Source organism: Streptomyces sp. NPDC004539 (assembly GCF_040610055.1).
In the GTDB taxonomy this organism is placed as follows: Bacteria; Actinomycetota; Actinomycetes; order Streptomycetales; family Streptomycetaceae; genus Streptomyces.
The window spans coordinates 161257-185291 of sequence record NZ_JBEXLS010000014.1 but is presented as its reverse complement, the minus strand read 5'-3'; the positions used below and the strand labels follow the sequence as shown (position 1 = coordinate 185291).

Genomic DNA, 24035 nt, shown 5'->3' with positions numbered 1-24035 from the left:
AGCGACGAACAGTGTTCTATTGACGAACACCGTTCTACTCAGGGAACAGCGTTCGAGTCAAGCTATGCTGGGCCCGTGACGAACAAGAGCGCTCAGGACCGGGACGAGTGGGCCGCGAAGATCGCCGCCCTGGACGGGCCGGACCGAGCCCCGCGCGCCGGGAAGGCCCCGATCACCGTGGCCCGGATCGTGGACGCCGCGTTCCGGCTCGTCGAGACCGACGGCTTCGAGGCCCTGACGATGCGCAGGGTCGCCGCCGCGCTCCAGACCGGCCCGGCCTCGCTGTACGCCCACGTACGCAACAAGGCCGAGCTGGACGAGCTGCTGATCAGCGAGGTGTGCGCCCGCGTGCCGGTGCCGGAGCCGGACCCCGCGCGGTGGACCGAGCAGATGCTCGGCATCTGCCGGGCCCTGCGCGACGAGTACCTCCGCTACCCCGGCATCTCCCGCGCCGCCCTCGCCGCCGCCCCGAACAGCCTCGACGCGCTACGGCTCAGCGAGGGCATGCTGACGGTCCTCCTCGCCGCCAAAGTACCCCCGCAGTCCGCCGCCTGGGCGATCGACGCCGCGTTCCTCTACGTCTCCGCGTACTGCTTCGAGGTCTCTCTGCGGACCCACTCCGACACCGGCGTCGACCAGCGCGTCCTGGACCGCGACGACCTCGCCGAGCGCTACCGGATGCTCCCCGCCGACCGCTTCCCCAGCACGGTCGCCCACATCCGCGAACTGACCTCCGGCGAGGGCCACGAACGCTTCGAGTTCACGCTGACCGCGCTGCTCGGGGGGCTGGCGCCGGCTCGGTCATAGGACGGGCCGGCGTCCTCTCAGCCCACCTCCACGAAGTCCAGCTCGGCGTAGAGATCTCCCTTGGAAAAGGTGACCGTGTTCCAGCCGGCATCCAGCTCGACAGTCCGAGCGGCCGTCTGCCAGTGATCCCAGGCCGTATGCGGATAGCGCACGGAACCGACGCCCGCCCCGTTGACGGACAGCAGATGGGAGGCGGCGGCCGGGACGCCCGCCGAGTCCAGAGAGCCGTTCGCGAAGCGGACGGACAGGAGGTGGGTCCCCGGAGACGCGGCGAACACCCGGAACTCGACGGAGCTACCGGGAAGGTCGATCCGGCCGACCGCCCTGCCACCGGAGGCGGCGGAAGCCTCGCGGACGGTCGCGTCGGTCAGCCGGGCACCCTCCGCCTCGTACACCGCCTTGCTGCCACGCACCACCGGGCGCCCGTCGGCCCAGCCCAGGTCGGCCCGGTACATGACGCGAGCACGACCGCGCCGACCGTGGAAGACGATCCGGTCGCGGCCGTCGGGACCGGTGACCACGTCCTGCCCGCCGGGCCCGTGGACGGCGCCGGAGAAGGTGTCGGTCGTCATCAGGGGGCGCGGCGCCTTGGTGTAGGGGCCGGTGAGGTCCGGGGACACGGCGTAGCCGGTCGCGTAGGCGTCGGTGTCGTAGGCGTTCGCCGAGTAGAGGAGCACGTAGTGCCCGGCGCGTCGGACCAGGGTGGGGGCTTCGACGAGCCGGCCCTCCCAGGGCTGGTCCTGGCGGATCAGCCGGACCGGGTCGCCGGTGAGCCGGGTGCCGTCCCAGGAGGTGGGCTGGAGGTGCAGCCAGGTGTCCTTGCCGAGGCCGCAGCAGTTGCCGTCGTTCTTCCACAGGAGGTAGCGCCGTCCGTCCTCCGTGTAGGTCGAGGGGTCGATGGCGCCCCCCTCCCCCGCCGGACAGAGCAGCGGGGTCTCGCCGACCGGGCGGAACGGGCCGTCCGGTGAGCCGGCGCGGGCGACGCCGATGCACTGCCGGCCGCTCGCGCGGTCGCGGGCGGTGTACTGCATGGTGAAGCCGGTGCCGGTGTCGAACACCTCCGGCGCCCACACGAGGTCGGCTCGGGGGTCCGCCCAGGCGCCGGGCGCGGGCAGCGGGTCGCGGTCGTCGGCGGTCCAGTGCTCCAGGTCGGACGAGGTGGCGTGCTGGATGTGACGGCCGCCGCCGTTGGTGGCGTACGCGTGGTAGGTGGCGCCGGACTTGAGGACGTCCGGGTCCGGGAAGTCGCGGTCGAGTGCGATCGGGGAGGCGGTCGCCGGGTGGCCGGCGGCGAGGAGGAGGGCGGCCGTGAGGAGGGCGGTCAGCCGGCGGACCGGGGGTGGGAAGGGCATGCGGGACTCCTTGCGGATCGGGGAGCGGCCGGCCGTCGGCGCGGTGTCGGTCCCCGCGGCTACGCCAGCTCGATGCCGTCCAGTTCGGTGTAGAGGTCGCCTTTGGAGAAGCGGATCGTGTTGCGGCCTTCGCGCAGGACGACCGTCACGGGTTCGGTCCGCTGCCAGTTCTCCCAGCCGGTGTGCGGGTAGTGGACGGGGTTCGCGACGACTCCGTTGACGGCGAGGCCGTGGGAGGCGCAGGACGGGCCGCCGCCGCTGTCCTGGGAGCCGTTGCTGAACCGCACGCTCATGGACCGGGGGCCGGCCGTGGCGGCGTCGACGGTGAACTCGACATAGCTGTCGGGGTAGTCCATGTGGGCGATGGCCTTGCCGCTTCTGGCGCCGGTGGCCTCCCGGACGGTCACCTGGCGCGTGCGCGCCTTCTCCGCCTCGTGGAAGACGGGCCCGCTCTCCTGCGGGACGCTCCCGTGCGGGACGCCCTTGCCGACGGCGGCCGTGGTGGTGCCCTCGCCCGTGCGGCCGGCGAGCCGTGTCCCGTACACCGCGAGGCCCGTGCCGAGGAGCACGGCGGTGAGCGCGACGGCGAGGGCCCGCAGGTGTGCCGGTGTGAGGCGCCGCCGTGCGGGGGCGGGTGGCGTGGCGGTCGGGGGGTCGCCGGGGAGCTTCGCCGGGGACAGCCGGTCGGCCTCCTCCCACAGGGCGCGCAGTGCTCGCGGGTCGCCGTCCAGCCGTCGGCAGATCTCGGCGACGACGGACCAGGGCGCTACGCCGTCGCCGCGGAAGTAGCGCGACAGCGACGAGTCGCTGACAGGGACCAGTTTCTCCAGCTCCCGCAGGGTGAGCCCCGACCGCCGCTGCAACTCGCGCAGGGCCGCGCCGAGCCGACGCTGCGCCGTCTGACGGTCCCCCTGACCGCTGTCCGTCATGACGGACGTCTCCCGTGGGTCGGCAACGGTGTCCCGTTGGCTGCTTCATGGCTCGGGACAGGCCGTCCCAGCAGGTCAGGAATGTAGGGACGCGGAGAGCGACGCTGCAACCGGCTTGCGCGCAGGGTCGATTCACCAGCCGTCCGGTTCACCCGTCCGGCGGAGCGCCCGGCGGTGGCGGCCGGGCGCTCCGGACGGCGGGTCAGTCTCCGTACTGGACGGGCCGGTACGCCTTGTACTCGCTTCCCGCGTTCAGCCCGTACGTCAGCGTCCGGTGCGAGGTGCCGGGGCCACTGCGCTGTTCGTAGGCCGTGTACGAGGTGTGCGCGGCGTCGTTCCACCGTTCGAAGATGACGGCGTGCCGGGTGTTGCTGTTGCCGATGGCGTCGATGACGAGGTCGCCGGGCTGGAGTTCACCCATGCCGATGGGGCGGGTGATGTTCCGGTTGCCGGCGAGGCCGACGGTGGTCTCGCCGGGGGTGCGCAGGCCGAGCGCCATGGAGACGTAGCCGGAGCAGTCCTGCCGGTAGCCGTCGCTCCAGTGCGCGGTCTGGCTGTAGGGCACGGGACGTCCGCCGTTCGCGGTGAGCCAGGTCGCGGCGCGCTCCAGCGTCCGCTGCCGGGAGCCTGCCGGGGTACCGCCGCCGGGCGGGCCGCCCTGGACGGGGACGCCGGGGAGCCGGTCCTCGGGGATGTCGACGGCGACGACGGTCAGGTAGCCGGTCACCGGTGAGGTGATGTGGGCCATGAAGGTGGAGCAGGCGCTGCCCTCGCAGACCCGGTGGCCGGTGTCGACCTGGTGGTCGGCGGTGACGCGGTCCTCGCCGGCCCTGTTCCGGTTGATCATGCCGACCGACGGGGAGCCGATGTCCGGGGTGGCGTGGACGATCCACCGGGTGCCCCAGGTGGGGAAGGACGCCTCGGCGCGCGCGGGGGCCTGAAAGGAGTACGCCGGGGTCGTCGCGTGTGCGGGGAGCAGCAGGCCCGGGGAGGCCAGGCAGGCCAGGGTGAGTGCCGGCAGGACGCGGCGCAGCCGGGCGGAGCGGGAGGTGGGAGTGTGCATGACGGGTCTCGTTCCTCGGGTTCTCGGGGGTCGCTGACGGCGGGTCACTGCCACTGCTGGTTCGCCGATCCGGTCACGCACGGCAGGGCGATCAGCCGCCGGTTCTCCCCGGGGTCGGCGACGCACGCCCCCGTCTTCACGTTCTTGAACATGAGGCGGCTCTGGTTGAGCTTCTCGACCGTCCACTTCTGGTAGTCGAGTCCGTTGCAGGGCCAGGTGCGCAGGCCGGCGGGGCTGTCGTCCAGGCACCTGCCGGTCGCCATGTTGGAGAGCTGCCGGGTGCCGTCGGCGGAGTGCCGGGTGACCACCCACTTCTGGTGGTTGAGGCCGTTGCACTGCCAGCCGCGCAGGCCGCCGCCGTCGCTGTCGTCCATGCACAGGCCCGAGTGCACGTTGCGGTAGGTCTCCTCGGCCCGCACCTGGGCGTCGGCGGGCGCGGCGGCCAGCACGCCGAGCGCGGTCACGGCGACCGCGGTGAGGGCGGACAGGGCGGTGCGTACAGGATTCACGGGAAGTCCCTTCGGGGGTACGGGGATTCGGCGGCGCGAAAGGCCGCGGGAACCGGCGCGGGGTCTCGCTCGGAGGTGATCCGCCAGGGCCGGTGAGAGGAGGTTTGCGCGGCCTGACGCCTCTTCACAACCTGGTCCCGGCCGCTTCACGCAGGTCGGGACAGGGACGGTTCCGACCTGCCGGGACACGGCTGTCCCGGGACGTGAAGCAGGCCCCCACCCGGGTCGGGTGAGGGCCTGCGGGGGGTGCGGTCTAGGCGACTCGCTGCTCCCGGGCGTGGGTGTCGAGGCCGGCGAGTTCCCTGGCGTGGACGCGGTGCAGTCTGCGGGGCGCGACGATCCGTTCGACGAAGCCGGCGACGCCGCTCTCGCCGTGGAAGCGGGAGGTGATGTTCACCTGCGCCCGCTCGCCTCGCGGGGTCACGGTGAACGTCGTGACGAGGCCGGAGTCACCCGTGTCCGTGCGGACCAGGGTGCGGCCCGGCTCCGGTTCGGTGATCCGCATCCGCAGCTCCCGGACGCCCCCGGCGAAATCGATTTTGAATCGGACGACGCTGCCGGCGCCCCTGCCGCCCTCCTCGACCTGGAAGTCGTAGAAGGGGCGTGGCAGGAACCGGGCGTGCAGTTCCATGTCGGTCAGGTACTGGTAGACCTCGTGTGCGGGAGCGCCGATGGTGCGCTCGGCGGACGCGACGACGACGTGGGCCATGGGTCCGGCCTCCATGTTTCGTGGGTGTTCGTGGGTTTCGTGGGGTGACGTGCTGGGGTCGCGTGCGCCGCCGGGGCGGGTCCCGCTCTGGTTCAGACGGTTTTGATGGTGCCGCCGTCGATGACGTAGTCGGCGCCGGTGATGTTGCCGGCGACGTCGGAGAGGAGGAACGCGACGAGGGCGGCGACTTCGTCGGGCTCGCTCATGCGGCCGGTCGTGATGTTCTGGGATGCCGCGATCTGCCGGACGAAGTCGGTGAGGGTGAGTCCTGCGGCGGTGGCGAGCTGGGCGACGGGGCCGTCGGGGTCTTCGTAGACGGTGGTGCGGACCAGGCCCGGGGAGACGGTGTTCACGCGGACGCCCTGGGGGCCGAACTCCTCGGCGAGGGACTTGCCGAGCGCGGTGACCGCCGCTTTGACGGCGGCGTAGCTGGCCGGGACGCCGAGGGGCATGCGGGCGACGGCGGAGGAGATGTTGACGACCGCGCCGCGGCGCTGGACGAGGCTGGGGAGGGCGGCGCGGGTGGCGCGGACGGTGGCGAGGACGTTGATGTCGAACATGCGGGTCCACTGGGTGTCGGGGGCGTCGAGGAAGCCCATGACGGCTTCGTCGCCGCCGCCGACGTTGTTGACGAGGAGGTCGATGCCGCCGAGTTCGGCCAGTGCCGTGTCGATGAGGGCGGTGACGCCGTCCGCGGTGCTCAGGTCGGCGGCGAGGGTGAGTGCGCCGGTCTCCTTGAGTTCGGGGGTGATGGTCCGGGCGGCTCCTACGACGCGGACGCCTTCGCCGACGAGGGTGCGGGCGGTGGCGAGTCCGATGCCTCGGCCGGCGCCGGTGACGACGGCGGTCTTGCCTGTGAGGTTGAGGTCCATGGAACCCCTCCGATGCATATGGCTTGAATACTTAAAGTCATATCTATCATGGCTTTAAGTGGTGCGCTAGTCTGGACCCATGGCGATGACACGGGCACAGGCGGAAGCGGAGTGGGAACTGGGCAAGCTCCTGCACGACCTGGACATGCAGTGCAACGCCCGCATGCGCGAACGGGTGACCGGGCTCGGCCTGACCGTCGCCCAGGCGTCCGCCCTGCGCGAGATGACCGGCCCGATGACCATGCGCGAACTCGCCGCACGCATGAGCTGCGAACCCTCCAACGCCACCGTCGTCATCGACAAACTCGAAACCCTCCGCCTCATCGAACGCCGCCCCCACCCCACCGACCGCCGCGCCAAACAACTCGTCCTCACCCCCGAAGGCACCAACCTCCGGGAACGCCTGCTGAAGGCCCTCACCGAGGAGCCCCTGTTCGTCGGCCTCACACAGAGCGAGCAGGACGCCCTGGAGTCGCTGCTCAAGCGCGCCCTCCTCCGCGACGAGACCCCTGGGACCTGACGGCGCCGCTCCCCCGCCGGAGCGAAAGTTTTCGACCCCGGCGGTGGCCGGATCGCGTGGTAGAACCGGTGCAAGATCGTCGCCGTCGGCACCTGCTCGTTCCGGCCCGTGGGTGTCCGGCCCGTCCAGGAAGCGACCCGCCATGACCCGACCCGTACGCCCGCTCCCCGACCGCCGCCTGCGCCCGCCGATGGGCTGGAACAGCTGGGACTGCTACGGCACGACCGTCACCGAGGACGAGGTCCTCGCGAACGCGGCCTTCATGCACGACCACCTGCTGGCCCACGGCTGGGACACGGTCGTCGTGGACATCCAGTGGTACGACCCCACGGCCCGCTCGCACGGCTACAACGACGACCCGCCGGTGGTCCTCGACGCGTACGGCCGCCAACTGCCCGCGCCGAACCGGTTCCCGTCGGCGGCCGGGGGCGCGGGGTTCGCGCCGCTCGCGGAACGCGTGCATCGGCTGGGCCTGCGGTTCGGCCTGCACATCATGCGAGGCATACCGCGCCGCGCGGTGGCCGCCCGACTGCCCGTGGCGGGGACGGAGTTCACGGCCGACGAGATCGCCGACACCTCCTCCGTCTGCCCCTGGAACCCCGACAACTACGGTCTGGACCACGACCACCCCGGCGCGCAGGCGTACTACGACGCGCAGGTCGCCCAGTTCGCCGAGTGGGGCGTCGACTTCATCAAGGCCGACGACATGCTCTTCCCGTACCACGAGCGGGAGATCGCCGCCTACGCCCGTGCCATCGAGCGCAGCGGCCGGCCGATCGAGCTGAGCCTCTCCCCCGGTACGGACGTCTCGCTGGCCCGCCTGGAGCACCTGCGGGAGAACGCCGCGATGTGGCGGATCTGCGACGACCTGTGGGACCAGTGGGACCACGTCGAGGCCCAGTTCGCCCGGATGGCGCGGTGGGCCCCGGCCCAGGGCCCGGACGGCTGGGCGGACGCCGACATGCTGCCCCTCGGCCACATCGGCATCCGCGCCGAACGCGGCGAGGACCGCATGTCCCGGCTCACCCACGCCGAACAGGTCAGCCTCCTGACCCTGTGGTTCATCTCCCGCTCCCCCCTGATGATGGGCGGCGACCTCCCCACCAGCCCCCCGGAGACGATCGCCCTCCTCACCCACGCCGACGCCCTCGCCGTCCTCCTCCACAGCCGCAACAACCGCGAGGTCCTCCGCGAGAGGAACCTCGTCCTGTGGACCGCCGACGACGCCGACGAACGCACCCGCTACGCGGCGGTCTTCTCCCTCGCGGACACCCCGGAACGAATCTCCGTGCCCCTCGGCTCCCTCGCCGCCCGCCCCGACGACCACGTCCACGAACTGTGGACGGGCACGGACACCCCGCACGACGGCCGGGACCTGCACCTGGACCTCCCCGCGCACGGCGCCGCCCTCCTGCGCCTCACCCCCGCCGGGTGACCGGTCCGCGCCCGCCGTGTCCGCTCCAGATCCCGGGGTGTCGCCTGGGCACCTCGTAGCCGCCGGCCACCGCCCATAGCCTCGCAGAGAGCCCTTTTCCCCCACTGGTTCTCTGGAGTTGAACCCCCATGCGCAACACCCTGCTGGCGCTTCGAGCCGGGCATGTCTTCGACGGCACGGACGTCGGACGCTCGGGCACGGTCCTCGTCGAGGACGGCGTGATCCGCGACGTGGACCTCACCGGGGCGACGCCCCCGGAGCACGCGACGGTCCGGGACTTCGGCCCGGACGCGTGGCTGCTCCCCGGGCTGATCGACGCGCACGTCCATCTGTGCTGGGACGCCGGCCGGGACGCGGTGGCCCATGTGGCCTCGGACGACCGGGACACGGTGCTGGACACCGCGCGGGACGCCGCCGCGACGATGCTGCGGGCCGGCGTGACCACCGTCCGGGACCTCGGCGACCGCGACTTCCTGACCCTCGACCTGCGAGAGCGGGTCCCTGCGGAGCGGCGGCCCGACATCGTCGCCGCCGGTCCGCCGATCACCACCCGGGGCGGCCACTGCCACTTCCTCGGCGGGGCGGCCGAGGGAGCCGCCGAACTGCTGGCCGCCGTACGGCAGCGCGCCGAGCGCGGCTGCGAGGTGGTGAAGGTGATGGCCGCCGGCGGGAACATGACCCCCGGCTCCGACGCCCTGCACCAGCAGTACGGGCTCGCGGACCTGCGGCTGATCGTCGACGAGGCGCACCGGCTCGGGCTGCGGGCCGCCGCGCACGTCCATGCCGCCGACACGATCGGGGACGTCATCGAGGCGGGCTTCGACACCATCGAGCACTTCTCCTTCTTCACCGCCGAAGGCATCGCTCTGCGCCAGGAGTTGCTGGACGAGGTCGTGCGGCGAGGCATCTTCGTCAGCCTCACGGTGGGCGCGCTGCCGGGCATGGTCCCGCCCTCCCCGACCGCAGCCGCGCGCATCGGGGGCCTGCCGGACCTGGTGGCCAAGGTCGTCGCCTCGGGCGCCCGGGTCGTCCCGGGAACCGACGCCGGGATCGAACCCGCCAAGCCGCACGACATCCTCCCCCAGGCGCTGATCCAGCTCACCGAGTACGGGATGCCGGCGATCGACGTCCTGCGTTCCGCCACCTCGGTCGCCGCCGAAGCCGTGGGCCGAAGCGGACGCAAGGGCGTCCTGCGCGCGGGTGCGGACGCCGACGTCCTCGTCCTCGGTGACTCCCCGCTGGCCGACATGTCGGCCGTCACCGACATCCTCGCGGTGTACCGGGCGGGCCGCCGGGTTCGCTGAACCCGGAGGTGCTCCCCGTCCTCCTCGAGTTCAGACGGTTCCGAGCGCCGCGAGCCGCGCGTCCCTGATCTCCAGGAGGACCGTGCCGTCGGGGGCGTCCGCCCGGAACTCGCCGTCCGCGGTGCCGTGGAGTGTGATGCCGTCGCCGTGGTGTGCCGTGAGGGCGGTGTCGCCGAGGCCCGGGGTGAAGAGGTCGATGTGGCCCAGGTGTCGGGGGACGTAGAGGGTCTGCTCGCCGTGGGGGCCGGGTGGGAGGGCGGCGGTGCGGAGGGTGGCGCACAGGAGCAGGGAGGGGACGGTGAAGTGGCTCAGCCAGTCCGCTCGCGCGAGGTCCGGGGTCCAGCGGGCCGTGCGGTGGGTGGCCGTCACCCGGCCGTCGCGGGTGTTGTGGAAGACGCCGCGCAGCAGGACGGGTGAGTCGGGCCGGTAGTAGGGGTCCGTGACCGGGGCGCCGTCCGTGGCCGGGGGGTGTGGGGTGGGTGGTGGGCCGGGCGTGCCGATGAGCACGTCGGTGCGGAAGCAGGTGTGGTGGCGGGCGCGGGTGGCGTCTCCGCGCGGGAGGAGCCGGCGTTCCAGGGTGACGTGGACGCGGTGGGGGACGATCTGGGTGGCGTGGACGGTGAACTCGGTGTGCGCGCGGGCCGTCGGCGGTCTGACGAAGGTGGTGAACTCGGCGTCGCGGAAGCCGGTCGGGACACTGCCGGGGATCACACGTCGCGTGGCCTCCGCCGCGATCTCCAGCATGAACGTCCCCGGCAGGGTGGGTTCTCCCGCGACGAGGTGGTCGAGGAGATAGGGGTCGTCGTGCGGGGTGAGGCGTAGCCGCCACCGGCGCGGGGTGTCGTACGCGGCGAGGCCCGGCCCTCGATCGGCCGGCTCGTCGTCCGGCCCCGTCCGTGACAGGTACCAGTCCGCCCTCCCCCCGCTGCTCACAGCTCCCGCACCACCCCGGGCAGGCGTTCGCTCATCGTCCGGCGTTCGGCCTCGCCGAGGTTGAGGACGACCGGGTCGCCGGTGCGGCCGGTGGCGAGTTCGGCCAGGAAGAGGGCGCGGCCTTCGGCGGGGGTGATTCCGGAGAGTTGGGAGCGGCGGGCGCCCAGGGCCTGCCGGAGCTTGCCGGACCCCATGCCGACGTCCCGCCAGAGGGTCCAGGCGTAGGTGAACTCGTCGATTCCGGAGGTCTGTCGGTGGAGGGACCAGGCGGCCAGGTAGTCGTTCGCCGCCGCGTAGTCCGCCTCTCCCGGCTGGCCGAGCGTGCCGGAGATCGAGCCGAAGTTGCACCAGTGCTCGACATGGCCGTCGAAGGCGTCGCGGAGGTGGTGGTAGCCGGCCGTCTTGGGTGCCGAGACGGCGCGGAAGTCGGCGAGGGTCTTGTGTCCGGGGGCCGCGGAGTTGTTGATGCCGGCGCCGTGGATGAGGAGGGTGACGGCGGGGTGGGCGGACAGAACGCGGTCCGCCGCCGTGCGCACCTGGTCCGCGTCGGTCACGTCGCAGGTGAGGTGGTGGACCCGGTCGGGTCCCAGGGCGGTGCGCAGCCGGTGGAGGGTGCGGGTGGTCTCCGCACGGTGCAGGAGCCGTTCGTAGGAGTGGTTCGCCGCCAGCGGGAGTTCGCCGGGGTGTTCACGGAGCCAGGTGCGCAGGAAGTCGGGGCGGGCGGGCAGGGGGCGCGGCCGGTCGTCGGGGACCGAGCGTCCCAGGAGCCAGAGCGTGGGCCGCGCCACCTCCGCGAGGGCCTCCAGACAGGCCCCGGTGATCCCCCGGGCGCCACCGGTCGCGACCACAACGGAACCGTCCCCGATCACCAGCCCCCGCGCGGGCGGGCGGGGAGCCTCCTGGACGTGCGCGACGTACCGCACGCCCGCCCGGTGATGCACCCCCTGGACCGTGTCCGCGCACCGCGTCTCCTCCTCCAGCAGACCGAGCCCGGCCACGGGGTCGCGCAGGTCCGTGAGCAGGGTGACCGTCCGGCAGCCGGGCAGATCGAGGGCCAGGCTGCGCGCCATCCCCGTGAACAGCGCCGTACGGGGCTTCGGAACCGCCCCGGCGAACGCGTCCGGCAGCAGGGTCAGGAAACTCCCCCGGGCCTCCCCGCGCCACAGCCGCCTGGCCGCGAGAAAGGCCAGCTCCTGGAGGCGTACGGTCCGCCGCGCCGGCCGCGTGGAGTCCGGCGGGAGGCTCACGGTCCGTACGTGGCACAGGACCTGGTCCGTGAGGCGGTCCACGGTGTCGTCGTGCACCTGGGCGACGTGGACGACGCCCGGGGCCGTGCCGGGTTCGGTGCAGACGACCACGCCGCCGGGCGGGATGCGCGCGGCCAGCGTGCGGGCCACCTCCAGCGAGTCGGTGAGGACCAGGGCGCCGGGAGGCAACACGGGGATCGGTTCGCGGACCGGGGAGGGGGGTTGTGGGGTGTGGTGTACGACGTGGCGGGCCGTGCGTGGGGTCGGGGTTGGAGCGGCCGTCGTCTCCGGCGTGAGGTGTGTGGTGACGGGCCAGCCGTGGGTGCGGGCGATCTCGCGGGTGGTCAGGGCCATGAGGCAAGTGCCGGTGGTCGGCGGGTCGGTGGGGCCGGCCGTCCAGGGAATCGTGCCGCTGTGCACGGTGAGGACGAGCGCGAGGTCGAGGTCGCCGTCCCTGAGGTAGCGGTGTGCGGTGCGCAGGGCGGCCGGCAGCGGGTCGGGGCCGCCGCACACGGCCATGGACAGGCCGCGCAGGTTCTCGCGGACGGCGATCCGCGACGGGGTGACGTTGGGCATGGTGCCCGCGAGCGTGTCGGCGCCGACGGGGGCGGCGCGGCCGTGGACCTCGGCGACGGTCGCGGCGAGCGCTTCGGCCGCCGTCCCGGAGACCTCGGTGCGCAGATCGCCGGCGACGCGCGCGAGGACGTCCCGGTAGACGCGGACCGTGACGTCGGCGGACCTCGGCAGCGGCTCCCGGAACCCGGAGATCACCCCGGTGCGGTCTTCGAGTCCGGCCCAGATCCTGCCGTGCTCGGCGATGAACTGCCGGGTGAGCAGGAGCGCTTGGATCTGGCTGGGGTCGATCTCACGGAGGGTCGGCGGGACGAGGCGCACGGCGCGGGCGGTGACGGCGTCGGCGGGCGGCGGCGTGGTGTCGTGGGCGGTGGTGAGGGCGACGAGGACCATGTCGTGGTCCGTACTCGACCTCGCGGGAGCGGGTGCGCCGGGCGCGCCCGCAGGTGCCGGTGTCCCGGGTATGTCCCCAGCGGCCGGTGCTCCCGGCAGGTCCGCGAGGTGGAGGTGCGCGTTCGTCCCGCCGAACCCGAACGCCGAGACCCCGGCGAGCCTGCGTCGGCCGCCGCCGGGCCAGGGCACGTCCGACGCCGGGACCCTGACGGCGTCGGCGTGCGGGTCCGGAAGCCGCCCGAACCGGTGCTGAGCGGGGACGGTGCCGTGCCGCAGCGCCTCCAGGACATGGATGACGGAGACCGCGCCGGCCGCCCAACCCGTATGCCCGAGCAGGGACTTGTTCGCCGTCACCAGATGGGTCCCGCCGAGTTCCCGGAGCACGCCGAGCTCGACGGCGTCCCCCACCGGGGTGCCGGTGCCGTGCGCGACCACCCAGTCGACGTCGCCGGAACTCCGGCGGGCGCGGGTCACCGCGAGTCTCTGCCCGCCGGGGTTGGGTGCGTGGACGGCCTTCCCGGCGCCGTCGCAGGAGGCGCCGAAGCCGCTGAGGACGCCGAGCACGGGATCGCCGTCCGCGTGCGCCCGGCGCAGCGTCTTGAGGGCGACGACTGCGGCGCCGTCCGTGAAGAGGGTGCCGTCGGCGTGTTCGTCGAGGCTGCGGACGTCGCCCGAGGCCGACAGGCCCCGCACCTTGCTGAACAGCACGGAGTACTTCGGCGTCACCTGGTGGACGCCGCCGCACAGCGCGAGGTCGCACTCCCCCGAGGCCACGGCCCGAGCGCCGAGGTCGATCGTGTAGAGCGAGGACGAGCAGGCGGTGTCCACGACGAGTTGGTCCACGACGTGCGGGAACAGTCCGTCGAGGGCGGCGCGCAGCACGGCGTCGGGGAGCAGGGTGCGCGGGTCGTCGGTCAGCCGGGGCAGGTGGCGGCGCAGAACGCGGCGTACGCGGTGTTCGAGGGCGGTGTCCCAGGCGGTGCCGTGTGCGGTGCGCAGTCCGTCCAGGACGACGGCGGCGAGGAGGTTCTCCTCCAGGTCCTGGCTGCCGTCGACCCATTGGCCGTTGTAGCAGGCCACCCTGGTGTCGTCGGCGATGCGCAGGTCTCGGGTCGCGGACAGGAGGCAGTGCCGCAGCCAGCGTGCGCAGTCGCCGCCCGCCGTCAGGTTCCGGGCGTCGGGGTGCGGCGGGGTGTCGTGGAGGTAGCCGGCGAGGCGGGTGTACGTGCGGTCCTCGGCGGTGGGGTCGGCCGACCAGAAGTCGTCGGGCGAGAACCGGTCGCGTGGTTCGCCGAACACGGGACGGCCGTCGCGCAGGAGGTCCCAGAGTTCCTCGGGGGTGGCGGCTCCGGGGACGAGGACGCCGTAGCCCACGACGGCGACCGTGCTCAACGGACCGCTCCCCGTTCCGTCAGCAGGTCGGCGACGTCCTTGAGGGTGGCGTACCGGGTGATGCGGAAGGAGGCGGGCAGTTCGTCGAGTCCGAAGTGGGCGAAGACCCGGCCGAGCACCTCGGTCTGCTGCACGGAGTCGACGCCGAGTTCGGTTTCGAGGTGGGTGTCGGGTTCGAGGAACTCCTCCGGGTATTCGAGGGCCTCGGCGTACAGCCTGCGCAGTTCGGCGTGGAGGCCGTCGCGCACAGGCGCTTGCCGCGGGTCGCCCACGCCGGGGATACGGGTCAGCTCGGCCTCGAACTCCTCGTACGTGGGGGTGCCTTCGAGCGGTACGACGGTCCGGACCTGGCCGAGCGCGCCGCGCACGACCCCGGTGAGGGCCGTGCCGGCTCCCGCCTCGACGAAGACGTCGGCGCCCTGTTCTTGGAGTTCCCGCACGGCGGGGAGGAAGTCGACGGGGAGGACGAGGTGGCGGCACATCCGGGCGCCGATGTCGCCGTCGTCGGCGTAGAAGTCGAGGTGGAGCGTGGAGAACACCGGGAGCCGCAGCGGGTGGACGGTCAACTCCGCGACGGCGCGGGCCAGTTCGCGGGCGACCGGTTCCATGACACGGTTGTGGTAGGCGTACGGGGACAGCAGCCGTTTGTGGCGAACGCCGAGTTCCTCGGCCTCGGCCCGCAGCCTTTCCAGCGCGGTGTCGCTGCCCGAGACGACGGTCTGGCGGGGCGCGTTGACGGCGGCGACGTCGAGGGCGTCGGGGGCGGTCCGCGCGATCAGCTCTCTGGCCCGGCGGACCGGCACGCCCAGGGCCAGCAGTCCGCCGGGCGGCAGCGCGGCTTCGCGGACCAGCCGGTCGCGCTCGCACAGGACGCGCGCGCCGTCCTGCGCGGAGTAGGCGCCGGCGAGGGTCAGGGCGGTGAGTTCGCCGAGGCTGTGCCCGAGGAGGACGACGCCGGTGCCGATCCGCTCCGTCAGCAGGCGGCCGACCACGAGGGACGCGGCGAAGATGGCGAGTTGGAGGCGGTCGGGTTCGGCGTGGAGCAGGGTCTCGGCGTCCGGGGCGTGCGGGTCGCACAGCAGCGGGGTGACGGCGCCGACGCCGTACGCGTCGGTGACGGTGTCGATGTCCTGGAGCGTGTCGGTGACGAGCGGCTGTGCGGTGAGGCCGGTGAGGCAGCCCGGGGTGTACGCGCCCTGGCCGGGGAAGAGCAGCACGGTGTCCGGTGACATGGATTCTCCCGATTCGGAATGTCACATATTCGGGTCGGACGGGATGTTTTCGGGTGAATGGCTCCGCGAGTCAGCGGGCAGCCTCGTAGGGGCGGGACCGGCGGCGCAGGCCGGGCGCGACCTCAGCATGCAACGGCCTTCCGTATCCGGACAATCACCCTTCGGAGCCGATCCGAAGGGACCAGCGAGCGGCCGAGGCACCCGCGCCCGCTCCGCACGAGATCAGACGAGATCAGACGAGACGAGGATCGATGCGCGACGCTCCCGCCACCGCCGAACCCCAGCCCCCGGCCGACGACCCGGTCACCTCGGACGCGCTGGCACAGGCGCTGTGGCACCTGAGGATGTGCGAACGTCTGCTGCGCGGCGGCCCGGCGCTCTCCTCCGCCGCGATACCACCCGGGATGTTCACCCCGCAGGAGGCCAGGACCGCCGCGTACCTCGCCAAGGGCTGGTCCAACCAGCAGATCGCCACGGCGCTCGGCCTGTCACCCCACACGGTGAAGAGCCATGTCCGCCGCGTCCTGCACAAACTCGGCGCGACCAGCAGAGCGGAGGCCGTGGCCCGGCTGATGGAACCCCACCCGGCCGGAGACGACGCTGAACACTGAGGGACCGCCGCGCTCGCCGCAGGGCCGACCTCATCAACTTGGGCGCCTGCCACCCCCGTTCACGGCCTGGCCCCTCCCCGACTCGACGGGAGCGGCCGAAGCGTGGTGGTGGCCCCTGGACGGCCGCCTCCACCAGACCGACCTCGACCTCCTCGACCCGGCCGAACGCACCCGGGCATCCGCCCTCGTCCCCCGCGCCCGCCCCGCCTTCGTGGCGACCCGCGCCGGAGTACGACGCCTCCTCGCCCACCTCTGGTCCGTCTCCCCCTCCTCCGTGCGGTTCACCAACGCCCCCTGCCCGGCCTGCCGCATCTCCGCCCACGGACCTCCGCTCGCAGGGTCGACGGAAGCCGGCGTCGCCCTGCCGATCAGCGTGTCCCGGACCCATGGCCTCGCCGCCCTCGCCCTGGCCGGGGAGACCCGGCTGGGGATCGACGTGGAAGCGCGGCCGACCCCGGCCGACCAGGAGTCCGAGCCGAACTCGGCACGCTGGCAACGGATCTCGGCGGCCCTCCGACTGGCCTGCACCCCCGAGGAGGAGGCGACGATCCACGCCACCGCCTCGATCGCGGACCGGCTGGCCCTGTACGACAGGTGCTGGACGAGGAAGGAAGCCGTCGTCAAAGCGATGGGCCTGGGCCTGGCCTGGGACCTGAGGTCGCTCCCGGTACGTCCCCTCGAACCGGGCCCGCTTCACATCACCGTCCCGGAAAGGCCCCCGCACCTGTGGCTCGTCCACGACCTCCCCTGGCCACCGGGCCGGAACGGCACCGCCGCGCTGGCTGTTCCGGCCGTGATCACTCCGTGGACAGGGACGTCTGGATGACCTCGCGCACCCCCCTCAACCGACCGTCACCTTGATCGTGTGCCACCCCGTGGCCCCGTCGGGCAGCGGATCATGACGCCGCTCCGTCTGGACCTCGCCGGTGCGGTCGGTGGCGCGGACCTGGAGGCGGTGCCGGCCGGGCGTCGCGTCCCACGGCAGGCTCCACTGCCGCCAGGTGTCGACGGACGGCACCGCCGCGAGCCGGGCCGGCTGCCAGGGGCCGTCGTCCACCCGGACCTCGACCGCGGCGACCCCGCGATGCTGGGCCCACGCAACCCCCGCGACCATGACCCGGCCCCGCTCCAGCCGCCGGCCTGAGGAGGGCGTGTCGATACGGGACTGCGTCTTCACCGGCGCCTGCTCCGCGTACCCCCGGCGCACCCAGTAGGCGCTGTAGTCGGCGAAGCTGCTCAGCTCCAGCTCGGTCAGCCACTTCGTCGCCGAGACGTATCCGAAGAGCCCCGGCACCACCATCCGGACCGGGAACCCGTGCTCGACGGGCAGCGGTTCGCCGTTCATGCCGACCGCGAGGAGCGCGTCCCGCCCGTCGAGGAGGGCTGCCGTCGGGGTGCCGGCGGTGTACCCGTCGACGGAGCGGCTGACGACCTGGTCGGCTCCCGCGTCGGGGACGACCGCGTCGAGGAGGTGCTTGACCGGTACCCCGAGCCACCGCGCGTTGCCGAGGAGTTCGCCGCCGACCTCGTCGGAGACGCAGGTCAGGGTGATGTACCGCTCCACCATCGGCATCGCGAGGAGCTGGTCGTAGGTGAGGGTCAGCGGCCGGGCCACGCGGCCGTGGATCTTCAGCCGCCAGTCCTTCGGTTCCATCTGCGGCACCGTCAGGGCGGTGTCGATCCGGTAGAAGTCCGCGTTGCTGGTGACGAACGGCTGCACGCCGCGCACCCGGACGGAGACGTCGGCGGGCAGGACCGGCGCGGGACTGACCGGCTCCGGCAGGACGACCGCGTCACGGGCGGCTGCCACCCGGCTCGCCCAGAGCCGGCGGCCACCGGGTACGGCGACGGCGGCGACGCCGATCGCGCCGACCGCGAGCGTGAGGAACCGCCGTCTGCCCGCCGCCGGCGTTCCCGTGTCCTCCTCGGGTACGGCTTCGACGGCAACCCTTCGCGGGGCCGTGTCCGTGTCCGGATCGGTGTCACCGACCCGCTCACGCACCGCCGCGCGGCCGGGCACCGTACGGCGCAACACCACCAGCAGCCCCCCGGCGGCGAGCGCGCCGACCACCGAGGGCAGCGGATAGGCCCACGTCGCGCTCGCCCGGGTGAGCGACGCGACGACGCCGACCGCCCCGAACAGCGCGACCCCGGCCAGCCCGTACCACAGCCGCCGCATCGCGAGAACGCCGATGACCGCGGCGAAGGCGGCGAGCACCAGCACGATCCCCGCCTGGAGCGCCAGCTTGTCGTACGTGTAGAACACCGCGACGGCGAACTCCTTGACGGGCGTGGGTGCCGCGTCCACCGCGACCCCGCCCACCGCGACGAGCGGTGAGGAGGGACCGCCGGTCGCGGCGGCGACCAGTTCGCCGGTGCCCAGGGCGAGCGCGGTGGCCGCGGCGCCGGCGAGTTCGCCGTACCACTGCTTGGGAGGCCGTACCGGAGGCGACCCCTCGGCCTTGTCCGATTCCATGTCTGGTGTTCAGCGGCTGATCCGGCGGTGGCGGGCGATGCCCACGCCCACCAGGACCACTCCCGCGAGCGCGACGATGGGTCCGAGGACCGCCCAGGTCGTCGTACCGCTCATCGCGGAACCCTTCATGACGTCGATCCCCTGCAACGTCCAGACCACGCCGAACAGGATGAGCAGTGCGCCGAGGGCGAGGATGAGCCAGCTCTTCTTCATGGGTGTCCGTCTCCTGGGGTCGAAGGTCTCGGCACCGAGCGTCTCGCGGCGTGGGTCCGGCCGGAACCACTGCCGGTCGGACTCCCGGGTCCACCGATCGGTGGACGGGCGGCTCCACCGGAGCGTGGACGTCCCCCTGGTGGGGCTCCGTAGACTGAGGAGAGGCGCGAGGTCGGGAGGTTGGGGTGGCGGTGCGCGGCGCGGTCGACCTCGGCAACCGTCAGCGGATCGGCTGGCATGTGCTGGTCGGTGTCGTCGCCGTGCCGGTGGCCGTCGCGATCGCCGCCGACGTGAAGGTGGCGCTCGGGCAGCGGATGCTCGCGCTCGGGACGCTCGCCGTCATCGTCGCCTGGTACGCGCTGGTCGCGCCGAGGGCGATGGAGGACGGCGACGAGCGGTGGGGGGTGGCGTACTTCGCCGCGCTGGCGGTCGCGTTCCCGCTGCTGCTGGCCATCGCGCCGATCGCCGGGGCGCTGATGTTCGCGCTCTGCCCCCAGCTGTTCGTGATGGTCGCGCGCTGGCGGGTTCGGCTGCCGCTGCTGTTCCTCCTGTACGGCGAACTGGCCTGGGCGATGCTCGCGCGGTCCGGGGTCGACCGGTACGCGCTGGCGATGACCGGCGCGAGCGTGCTGGTGCCGCTGACGGTGACGATCCTGGTGGGCGGCTACCTGACGGGCATCCGGGAGCAGAACCGCAAGCGTGCCGCGCTGATCGAGGAACTGACGGAGACCCGTGCGGCGTTGGAGCGCGCGGGCCACGAGGCGGGGGTCCACGCCGAGCGGGAGCGGCTCGCTGCCGAGATCCACGACACGCTGGCGCAGGGGTTCACGAGCATCCTGATGCTGGCGCAGGCGGCCCGGACGACCGTCCTGCGCGACCCGAAGGCCACCGACGACCGGCTCGTCGTCCTGGAGCGGACGGCGCGGGAGAACCTGGCGGAGGCGCGCTCGCTGATCGCCGCGCTGTCCCCGGTCGACCTGACCGGCCGGGGTCTCGCGGACGCGCTGGACCGGCTCGCCGCCCGGCACACCCGGGACACGGGCACATGCGTGGAGGTGTCCGTCGTCGGCGACCGCACCTCCGCACCCACCGGCACGGACGTCGCCCTGCTGCGCACCGCACAGGAGGCGCTGGCCAACGCGGGCAAGCACGCCGCCGCGACGACGGTCCGCATCGAACTGAGCCACACGGACGGCGTCATGGCCCTGGCGGTCGCCGACGACGGCCGCGGTTTCGACCCCGCCACCGTCCGCGGCGGATACGGCCTCCTCGGCATCCGCACCCGCGCCGTCGGCCTCGGCGGGACCTGTACGGTCCGGTCGGCACCCGGCGAGGGGACGACCGTGCGGGTCTCCCTGCCGGCCGGCGGGCGGACGGGGCCGACCTGATGACCGTCCGCGTCCTGATCGTCGACGACCATCCCGTCGTCCGCCTCGGCCTGCGCGGGATGCTCGACGCGTACGACGATCTGCGCGTCGTCGGTGAGGCCGCCTCCGGCGACGAGGCGATCGCCCTCACCGGGACGACCGCGCCCGACGTCGTCCTGATGGACCTCCGCATGCCCGGGACGGACGGCGCGACCGCGACCGCGCACATCCGGCAGAAGCACCCCGGCGTCCGGGTCCTCGTCCTGACCACATACGAGGGCGACGCCGACATCCTCCCCGCCATCGAGGCCGGCGCCACCGGCTACCTCCTCAAGGACACCCCCATCGGCACCCTCACCGACGCGATCCGCGCGGCGGCCCGCGGCGAGACAGTCCTCGCACCGCCGGTCGCCGCCCGCCTGGTCACACGCATGCGAGCACCCACCGAGGAACAGCTCACCCCACGCGAGGTCCAGGTCCTCGGCCTCGTCGCACGCGGGCTGTCCAACGGCGAGATCGGCCGCGAGCTGTACATCGGCGAGGCGACAGTCAAAACCCACCTCCTCCGCACCTTCGCCAAACTCAACGTCAACGACCGCACCGCGGCCGTCACCGTCGCACTGTCCCGGGGAATTCTGGATTCGCCTCGGGGGTGAGGCGCGAGTCGCGCCGATCCGGCAACGGTAAACGCACCCGCCTGTCGAGGCATTGGACCGTAGTGCTCGGTCCCGGGTGTCCGAGCGGGAGTCGGACCGGTGTCCTCGACGGACTCGACCGGCCTTTCCGAGATCTCGTCCGAGCGGGCGCGGGAGTCGGTCGGGCGACGCGAGGGGCGGTGACGCAGTCCTGACACGGACTGTGCGGACGGGTTGGTTCGGGAGCGAGTCGGTGAGCCGACCCGTGTCCGGCCCCGGCCACGGTCTGGACGTCGTGCGGTGCGTCGTAGCCGACGGCCGACAAAGCGGTCCGGGAGTCCGCCGAGTCCTGGTGCGGGGTGCGGGTCTACTCTCGCTCTCCCCGAACTGGCACGCGCATGCCATCTACACCTGGAGAAGACCTAGATCACTACTAAAGCGCGGCTCAGCTTCCCTCGTACGGCCGCTGGCTCAGACCTGACCTTCTTCTTCAGTGGCCGCTGCTTGAGCAAACAGCTCTCACCCATGGTCCGGGCACAATTGTCGTTCCTTGGCGTTCCTCGTCGCCGCCCGGTCCTGGTAGGGGACGTCCTCTCCCTCCTGGCCAAAGAGGTAGCCCTGGGCACCGTTATGCGCCGGAGTGATACGCCACGCTCAAAATATTTGACCAATGAACAGTGAGACAAAACGCGTCAGAATGACGTCGCGACCTCAGCACAAAAGCGCCGCCGCCCCCTAGACATCTACATACACACCTACTGGTACTCAGTTGCGTGCAACACAGGTAGGGAACAAGACGCGATGACCTGCGACAAAGCTGACCCAGCACCTTCCTCTCTAGCGAGAAGTGAGATCGGAAGCCAGACAGGGAACGAGATAGGCACCCGGATCAGAACCCGAGAAACCCCTGAATTACGGAGGGAGCTGCATTCGCGAAGCCGCCTTCGCCTGCTACAGGATTCTCTCGCACTCACCGCCGGTTGAGTTGGCGATCAGGCTGGGATCGGGCAGTGTCCGGTGAACCCAGCCCATGAGCCGGTGGAGGGCGTCCCGGAACACCTTCTCCTCAAAGGATCGCCCTCGTTGATGTCGCAGTTGCGCCGGACTCCGCGTTGACGACCACCGTGCCGCCGGTCGACCGCTGGGCCATCTGTGATCGGCCCAGCCATGCTTTCGCAGCGCGGTGGCCAGCGGGCCTCGATGGTCAGCCCCGTTGAACTGCTTGCCTCCGCGACCTCACTGGTGCTCTGATCTGAGATCCATCAGGAATTTCTCAGCCGTATCCGCAAGCTACGGGAGGGAGAATCCTCAAACTGACCGTTCCTGCCAACCTCACAAGAACCGGACAGCTACTTCATTGGTCAACCATCCACATCACCCGCAGAGGGCCGTCCCCATCAGGTAGAAGTGCGGCCCTCTGCCGGTTTCGTCAGGCGAGATTCCATTCAGCAAGGTTGTCGATGACGTGGTTCATGCGGTCCACACTCATCCGCTTGCTGTCGGATTCTTCCGGTGTCTCGCCTGCCGCGCCGTACTGCCACCAGGAGCGTCCGATGTCGCGGTCGCTGACGAGGAAGCGGTCCTTGAGGGCGGGGCCGCGGATGATGAGGGTGACGGTGTGGGGTTCGGCGACGGCCGCGTGGATCATGCGGTGGTGCAGGGTGTAGGAGTCGCCCGGTTTCTCGGTGCGAACCATGTACGGCTGGAGGGAGGCGAGGTCCATGCCTTCGTCGAGGATGTCGTCGAGGCCGTGAAGGGTGTGGGCGTAGCTCCCGCGCAGGATCTGGGAGGAGTAGGTCCAGCGGTGGTTGTGGGGGCGGTCGTAGTAGCCGGGCAGGAAGATGTGCAGGCGCAGGCGCCATCCGGCCGGGTCGTCGTGGAGGACGAGTTTGTCGAGGATGTCGTAGTGCTCGCTGAGGCGGCTGAGGTGTTCGTCCTGCGGTATCCGCTGGACGAGGGTGTGCAGGAGGTCCCGGTCGGTGGCGAGACCGGTGAGGATCTTGCCGGTCGTGGTGTGGACGGTGTGGGTGTCGTTCCAGTCGAGGTCGTGGAGGGGTTCGGTGAGCCGGCCGATCATGAAGTGGTCCTTCCCGGGACGGTGAGGTCGGGGACGGTGGTGCAGTGGGCCGTGCCCGCCGCGCAGGCATGGTGGAGTGCGGCGGGGAGGTCGTGGCCGTCGAGGTGGGCTGCGGCCAGTGCGGCGGAGAACGCGGCGCCGGCGCCGTGGGTGTGTGTCACGTCGGTCTTGGCGGCGGTGACGCGGTGCCAACTGGTGCGGGTGAGCGCGTAGGCGCCGAGCGCACCGAGGGTGACTACTGCGCCGTACGGCCGGAGTTCGGCCATGAGGGTGCGGGCGAGGTGTTCGGCTTCGTGCGAGCGGGGTTCGGGCAGGCTGGTCTGTACGGCGTACAGGTGGGCGTGCCCGGCGGCGGCGCGGAGTCGGGGGTGGAGGGGGTCGCCGCCGAGGTTGAGCAGGACCGGTGTTCCCCCTGCGGTGGTGGCGCGCAGTGCGTTCGCGGCGGCGTCCGCGATGACCGTGTAGCCGTCGATGTAGGCGAGCCGTGCCGTCGAGAGGGGGGTGGTGTCGGCCAGGTGGAGGCTGGTGTGGGCGTCGGTGAGGTCCGCGAACCAGGTCCGGGTGCCGGCGTCGTCGGTGACCACTGTCAGGTGCGGGGTGTGGTCGGGTGCCGGGCCGGGTCCGGGCCGGTGGTGCACGCCGGCCGTCTCAAGGGTCTGGCGGATCTGCTGGCCGGTGAGGTCCTGGCCGGTCTGGTTGGCGACCAGGACGGTGTGCAGGCCGCGTTGGGCGCATGCCCTTGCGACGAGGGGGCCGTCCCCGGCGAGGGAGGGAAACGTCCATCCCACTTCGGTTCCCTGGTCGGCGTCCGGGTAGCGGGTGACGTGGAGGACCTGGGCGTGCGCGAGGTAGCTGAAGCACGCCAGGTCCCACCGCGGTCGCGGTGTGCTCACCTCCCGGTCCAGCCCCGCTCGGATTCGAGTACGCCCTTGCCGATGTGGTCCAGGGCATCGGCGGCGTAGGGGATCATTTCGGGCAGGGCGTCGGGGGTGAACCACTGCCACCCGGCGCACTTGTTCTCCTCGCGGTTGGCGATCGTGCCGGTCCAGCGGGTGGCCTCGTAGAAGAGGGCGATGCGTCCGCTGTCGGTGTAGTGGTGCATGACGTGGACGAGCGCCGGGTCCTCGGGCACGATGCCGGCCTCCTCCAGGGCCTCGCGGATCACGCCCGTGCGGGCGGACTCGCCGTCCTCCAGGTGGCCGGCGACGAAGTGGAAGGCGCCGTCCATGTAGCCGGTGTTCCTGCGCTCGCCCAGCAGGACGCGGCCGTTTTCGTCGCGCAGGACGAGGTGCAGGTCGACGCAGGTCTTGAAGCGGTCGGTGGACACGATGGTCTCCTTCACAGGTGAGGGTGGTGCCGTCCCGGCAACGACGCCGGGCGACACCG

Annotated in this window: 22 protein-coding genes; 8 read left to right on the top strand and 14 right to left on the bottom strand. The window is 72.2% G+C overall.

Features of this window, described 5'->3' with window-relative positions; translation table 11 throughout:
- The first annotated feature begins 75 nt into the window (after positions 1 to 75).
- A complete protein-coding gene (locus tag ABZX85_RS27855; protein ID WP_355873998.1) occupies positions 76 to 807 on the top strand; it encodes a TetR/AcrR family transcriptional regulator in 732 nt (243 codons plus the stop codon).
- A gap of 17 nt (positions 808 to 824) precedes the next feature.
- On the opposite strand, the gene ABZX85_RS27850 is transcribed toward ABZX85_RS27855, so the two are convergent.
- From ABZX85_RS27850 to ABZX85_RS27825, 6 genes are all read right to left on the bottom strand, one after another.
- On the bottom strand, positions 825 to 2159 hold the full coding sequence (locus ABZX85_RS27850; RefSeq protein ID WP_355873996.1) for a family 43 glycosylhydrolase: 1335 nt from the start codon (positions 2157 to 2159) through the stop codon (positions 825 to 827).
- 59 nt (positions 2160 to 2218) lie between these two features.
- Positions 2219 to 3088 (bottom strand): helix-turn-helix domain-containing protein, encoded by an 870-nt coding sequence (locus ABZX85_RS27845; RefSeq protein ID WP_355873994.1) that lies wholly within the window; start codon positions 3086 to 3088, stop codon positions 2219 to 2221.
- Between the two features lie 202 nt (positions 3089 to 3290).
- Positions 3291 to 4151 (bottom strand): hypothetical protein, encoded by an 861-nt coding sequence (locus tag ABZX85_RS27840; protein WP_355873992.1) that lies wholly within the window; start codon positions 4149 to 4151, stop codon positions 3291 to 3293.
- Between the two features lie 44 nt (positions 4152 to 4195).
- A complete protein-coding gene (locus ABZX85_RS27835; RefSeq protein WP_355873990.1) occupies positions 4196 to 4660 on the bottom strand; it encodes an RICIN domain-containing protein in 465 nt (154 codons plus the stop codon).
- 253 nt (positions 4661 to 4913) lie between these two features.
- Positions 4914 to 5384 (bottom strand): SRPBCC family protein, encoded by a 471-nt coding sequence (locus ABZX85_RS27830; RefSeq protein ID WP_355873988.1) that lies wholly within the window; start codon positions 5382 to 5384, stop codon positions 4914 to 4916.
- A 77-nt stretch (positions 5385 to 5461) separates the two neighbouring features.
- A complete protein-coding gene (locus ABZX85_RS27825; protein ID WP_355873985.1) occupies positions 5462 to 6241 on the bottom strand; it encodes an oxidoreductase in 780 nt (259 codons plus the stop codon).
- Between the two features lie 85 nt (positions 6242 to 6326).
- Between ABZX85_RS27825 and ABZX85_RS27820 the strand changes: the two genes are divergently transcribed.
- From ABZX85_RS27820 to ABZX85_RS27810, 3 genes are all read left to right on the top strand, one after another.
- The gene (locus tag ABZX85_RS27820) at positions 6327 to 6761 is read left to right on the top strand and encodes a MarR family transcriptional regulator (RefSeq protein WP_355874161.1); all 435 of its coding nucleotides are present in this window, start codon (positions 6327 to 6329) and stop codon (positions 6759 to 6761) included.
- Between the two features lie 142 nt (positions 6762 to 6903).
- Positions 6904 to 8196 carry a glycoside hydrolase family 27 protein gene (locus tag ABZX85_RS27815; protein ID WP_355873982.1) on the top strand — a complete coding sequence of 431 codons (1293 nt, stop codon included), beginning with the start codon at positions 6904 to 6906 and terminating at the stop codon, positions 8194 to 8196.
- A 128-nt stretch (positions 8197 to 8324) separates the two neighbouring features.
- A complete protein-coding gene (locus ABZX85_RS27810; RefSeq protein ID WP_355873979.1) occupies positions 8325 to 9500 on the top strand; it encodes an amidohydrolase family protein in 1176 nt (391 codons plus the stop codon).
- A gap of 30 nt (positions 9501 to 9530) precedes the next feature.
- Here ABZX85_RS27810 and ABZX85_RS27805 read toward each other — a convergent pair whose 3' ends face one another.
- From ABZX85_RS27805 to ABZX85_RS27795, 3 genes are read right to left on the bottom strand one after another with little or no spacing between them, the layout of a single operon-like run.
- Positions 9531 to 10433, bottom strand: a complete 903-nt coding sequence (locus ABZX85_RS27805; protein ID WP_355873977.1) for a hypothetical protein — start codon at positions 10431 to 10433, stop codon at positions 9531 to 9533.
- The gene (locus ABZX85_RS27800) at positions 10430 to 14038 is read right to left on the bottom strand and encodes a beta-ketoacyl synthase N-terminal-like domain-containing protein (RefSeq protein ID WP_355873974.1); all 3609 of its coding nucleotides are present in this window, start codon (positions 14036 to 14038) and stop codon (positions 10430 to 10432) included. The genes ABZX85_RS27805 and ABZX85_RS27800 overlap by 4 nt, the downstream gene beginning before the upstream one ends.
- The gene (locus tag ABZX85_RS27795) at positions 14035 to 15270 is read right to left on the bottom strand and encodes an acyltransferase domain-containing protein (RefSeq protein ID WP_355873972.1); all 1236 of its coding nucleotides are present in this window, start codon (positions 15268 to 15270) and stop codon (positions 14035 to 14037) included. The genes ABZX85_RS27800 and ABZX85_RS27795 overlap by 4 nt, the downstream gene beginning before the upstream one ends.
- Before the next feature lie 251 nt (positions 15271 to 15521).
- Between ABZX85_RS27795 and ABZX85_RS27790 the strand changes: the two genes are divergently transcribed.
- Together ABZX85_RS27790 and ABZX85_RS27785 are read left to right on the top strand one after the other, a co-directional pair.
- Entirely contained in the window at positions 15522 to 15881 is a 360-nt protein-coding gene (locus ABZX85_RS27790; protein WP_355873969.1) for a helix-turn-helix transcriptional regulator, read from the top strand.
- Positions 15882 to 16092: 211 nt separating this feature from the next.
- On the top strand, positions 16093 to 16707 hold the full coding sequence (locus tag ABZX85_RS27785) for a 4'-phosphopantetheinyl transferase superfamily protein (protein ID WP_355873966.1): 615 nt from the start codon (positions 16093 to 16095) through the stop codon (positions 16705 to 16707).
- 15 nt (positions 16708 to 16722) lie between these two features.
- Here the strand turns inward: ABZX85_RS27785 and ABZX85_RS27780 are convergent, their stop codons facing one another.
- Both ABZX85_RS27780 and ABZX85_RS27775 read right to left on the bottom strand, forming a co-directional pair.
- Entirely contained in the window at positions 16723 to 18357 is a 1635-nt protein-coding gene (locus tag ABZX85_RS27780; protein WP_355873964.1) for a molybdopterin-dependent oxidoreductase, read from the bottom strand.
- Between the two features lie 9 nt (positions 18358 to 18366).
- Positions 18367 to 18570, bottom strand: coding sequence for a hypothetical protein (locus tag ABZX85_RS27775; protein ID WP_355873962.1), 204 nt, complete (start codon positions 18568 to 18570; stop codon positions 18367 to 18369).
- A gap of 185 nt (positions 18571 to 18755) precedes the next feature.
- On the opposite strand from ABZX85_RS27775, the gene ABZX85_RS27770 reads away from it, so the two are divergent.
- A complete protein-coding gene (locus tag ABZX85_RS27770; protein ID WP_355873960.1) occupies positions 18756 to 19958 on the top strand; it encodes a sensor histidine kinase in 1203 nt (400 codons plus the stop codon).
- Positions 19958 to 20593: a response regulator transcription factor gene (locus ABZX85_RS27765; RefSeq protein WP_355873957.1), complete on the top strand. Its 636-nt coding sequence runs from the start codon at positions 19958 to 19960 to the stop codon at positions 20591 to 20593. The genes ABZX85_RS27770 and ABZX85_RS27765 overlap by 1 nt, the downstream gene beginning before the upstream one ends.
- 1408 nt (positions 20594 to 22001) lie before the next feature.
- On the opposite strand, the gene ABZX85_RS27760 is transcribed toward ABZX85_RS27765, so the two are convergent.
- The 3 genes from ABZX85_RS27760 to ABZX85_RS27750 are packed head-to-tail and all read right to left on the bottom strand — an operon-like array spanning position 22002 to position 23976.
- Positions 22002 to 22649: a hypothetical protein gene (locus ABZX85_RS27760; protein WP_355873955.1), complete on the bottom strand. Its 648-nt coding sequence runs from the start codon at positions 22647 to 22649 to the stop codon at positions 22002 to 22004.
- The gene (locus ABZX85_RS27755; RefSeq protein ID WP_355873952.1) at positions 22646 to 23542 is read right to left on the bottom strand and encodes a PfkB family carbohydrate kinase; all 897 of its coding nucleotides are present in this window, start codon (positions 23540 to 23542) and stop codon (positions 22646 to 22648) included. The genes ABZX85_RS27760 and ABZX85_RS27755 overlap by 4 nt, the downstream gene beginning before the upstream one ends.
- Positions 23539 to 23976 carry an NUDIX domain-containing protein gene (locus ABZX85_RS27750; RefSeq protein ID WP_355873949.1) on the bottom strand — a complete coding sequence of 146 codons (438 nt, stop codon included), beginning with the start codon at positions 23974 to 23976 and terminating at the stop codon, positions 23539 to 23541. The genes ABZX85_RS27755 and ABZX85_RS27750 overlap by 4 nt, the downstream gene beginning before the upstream one ends.
- Positions 23977 to 24035: the final 59 nt, after the last annotated feature.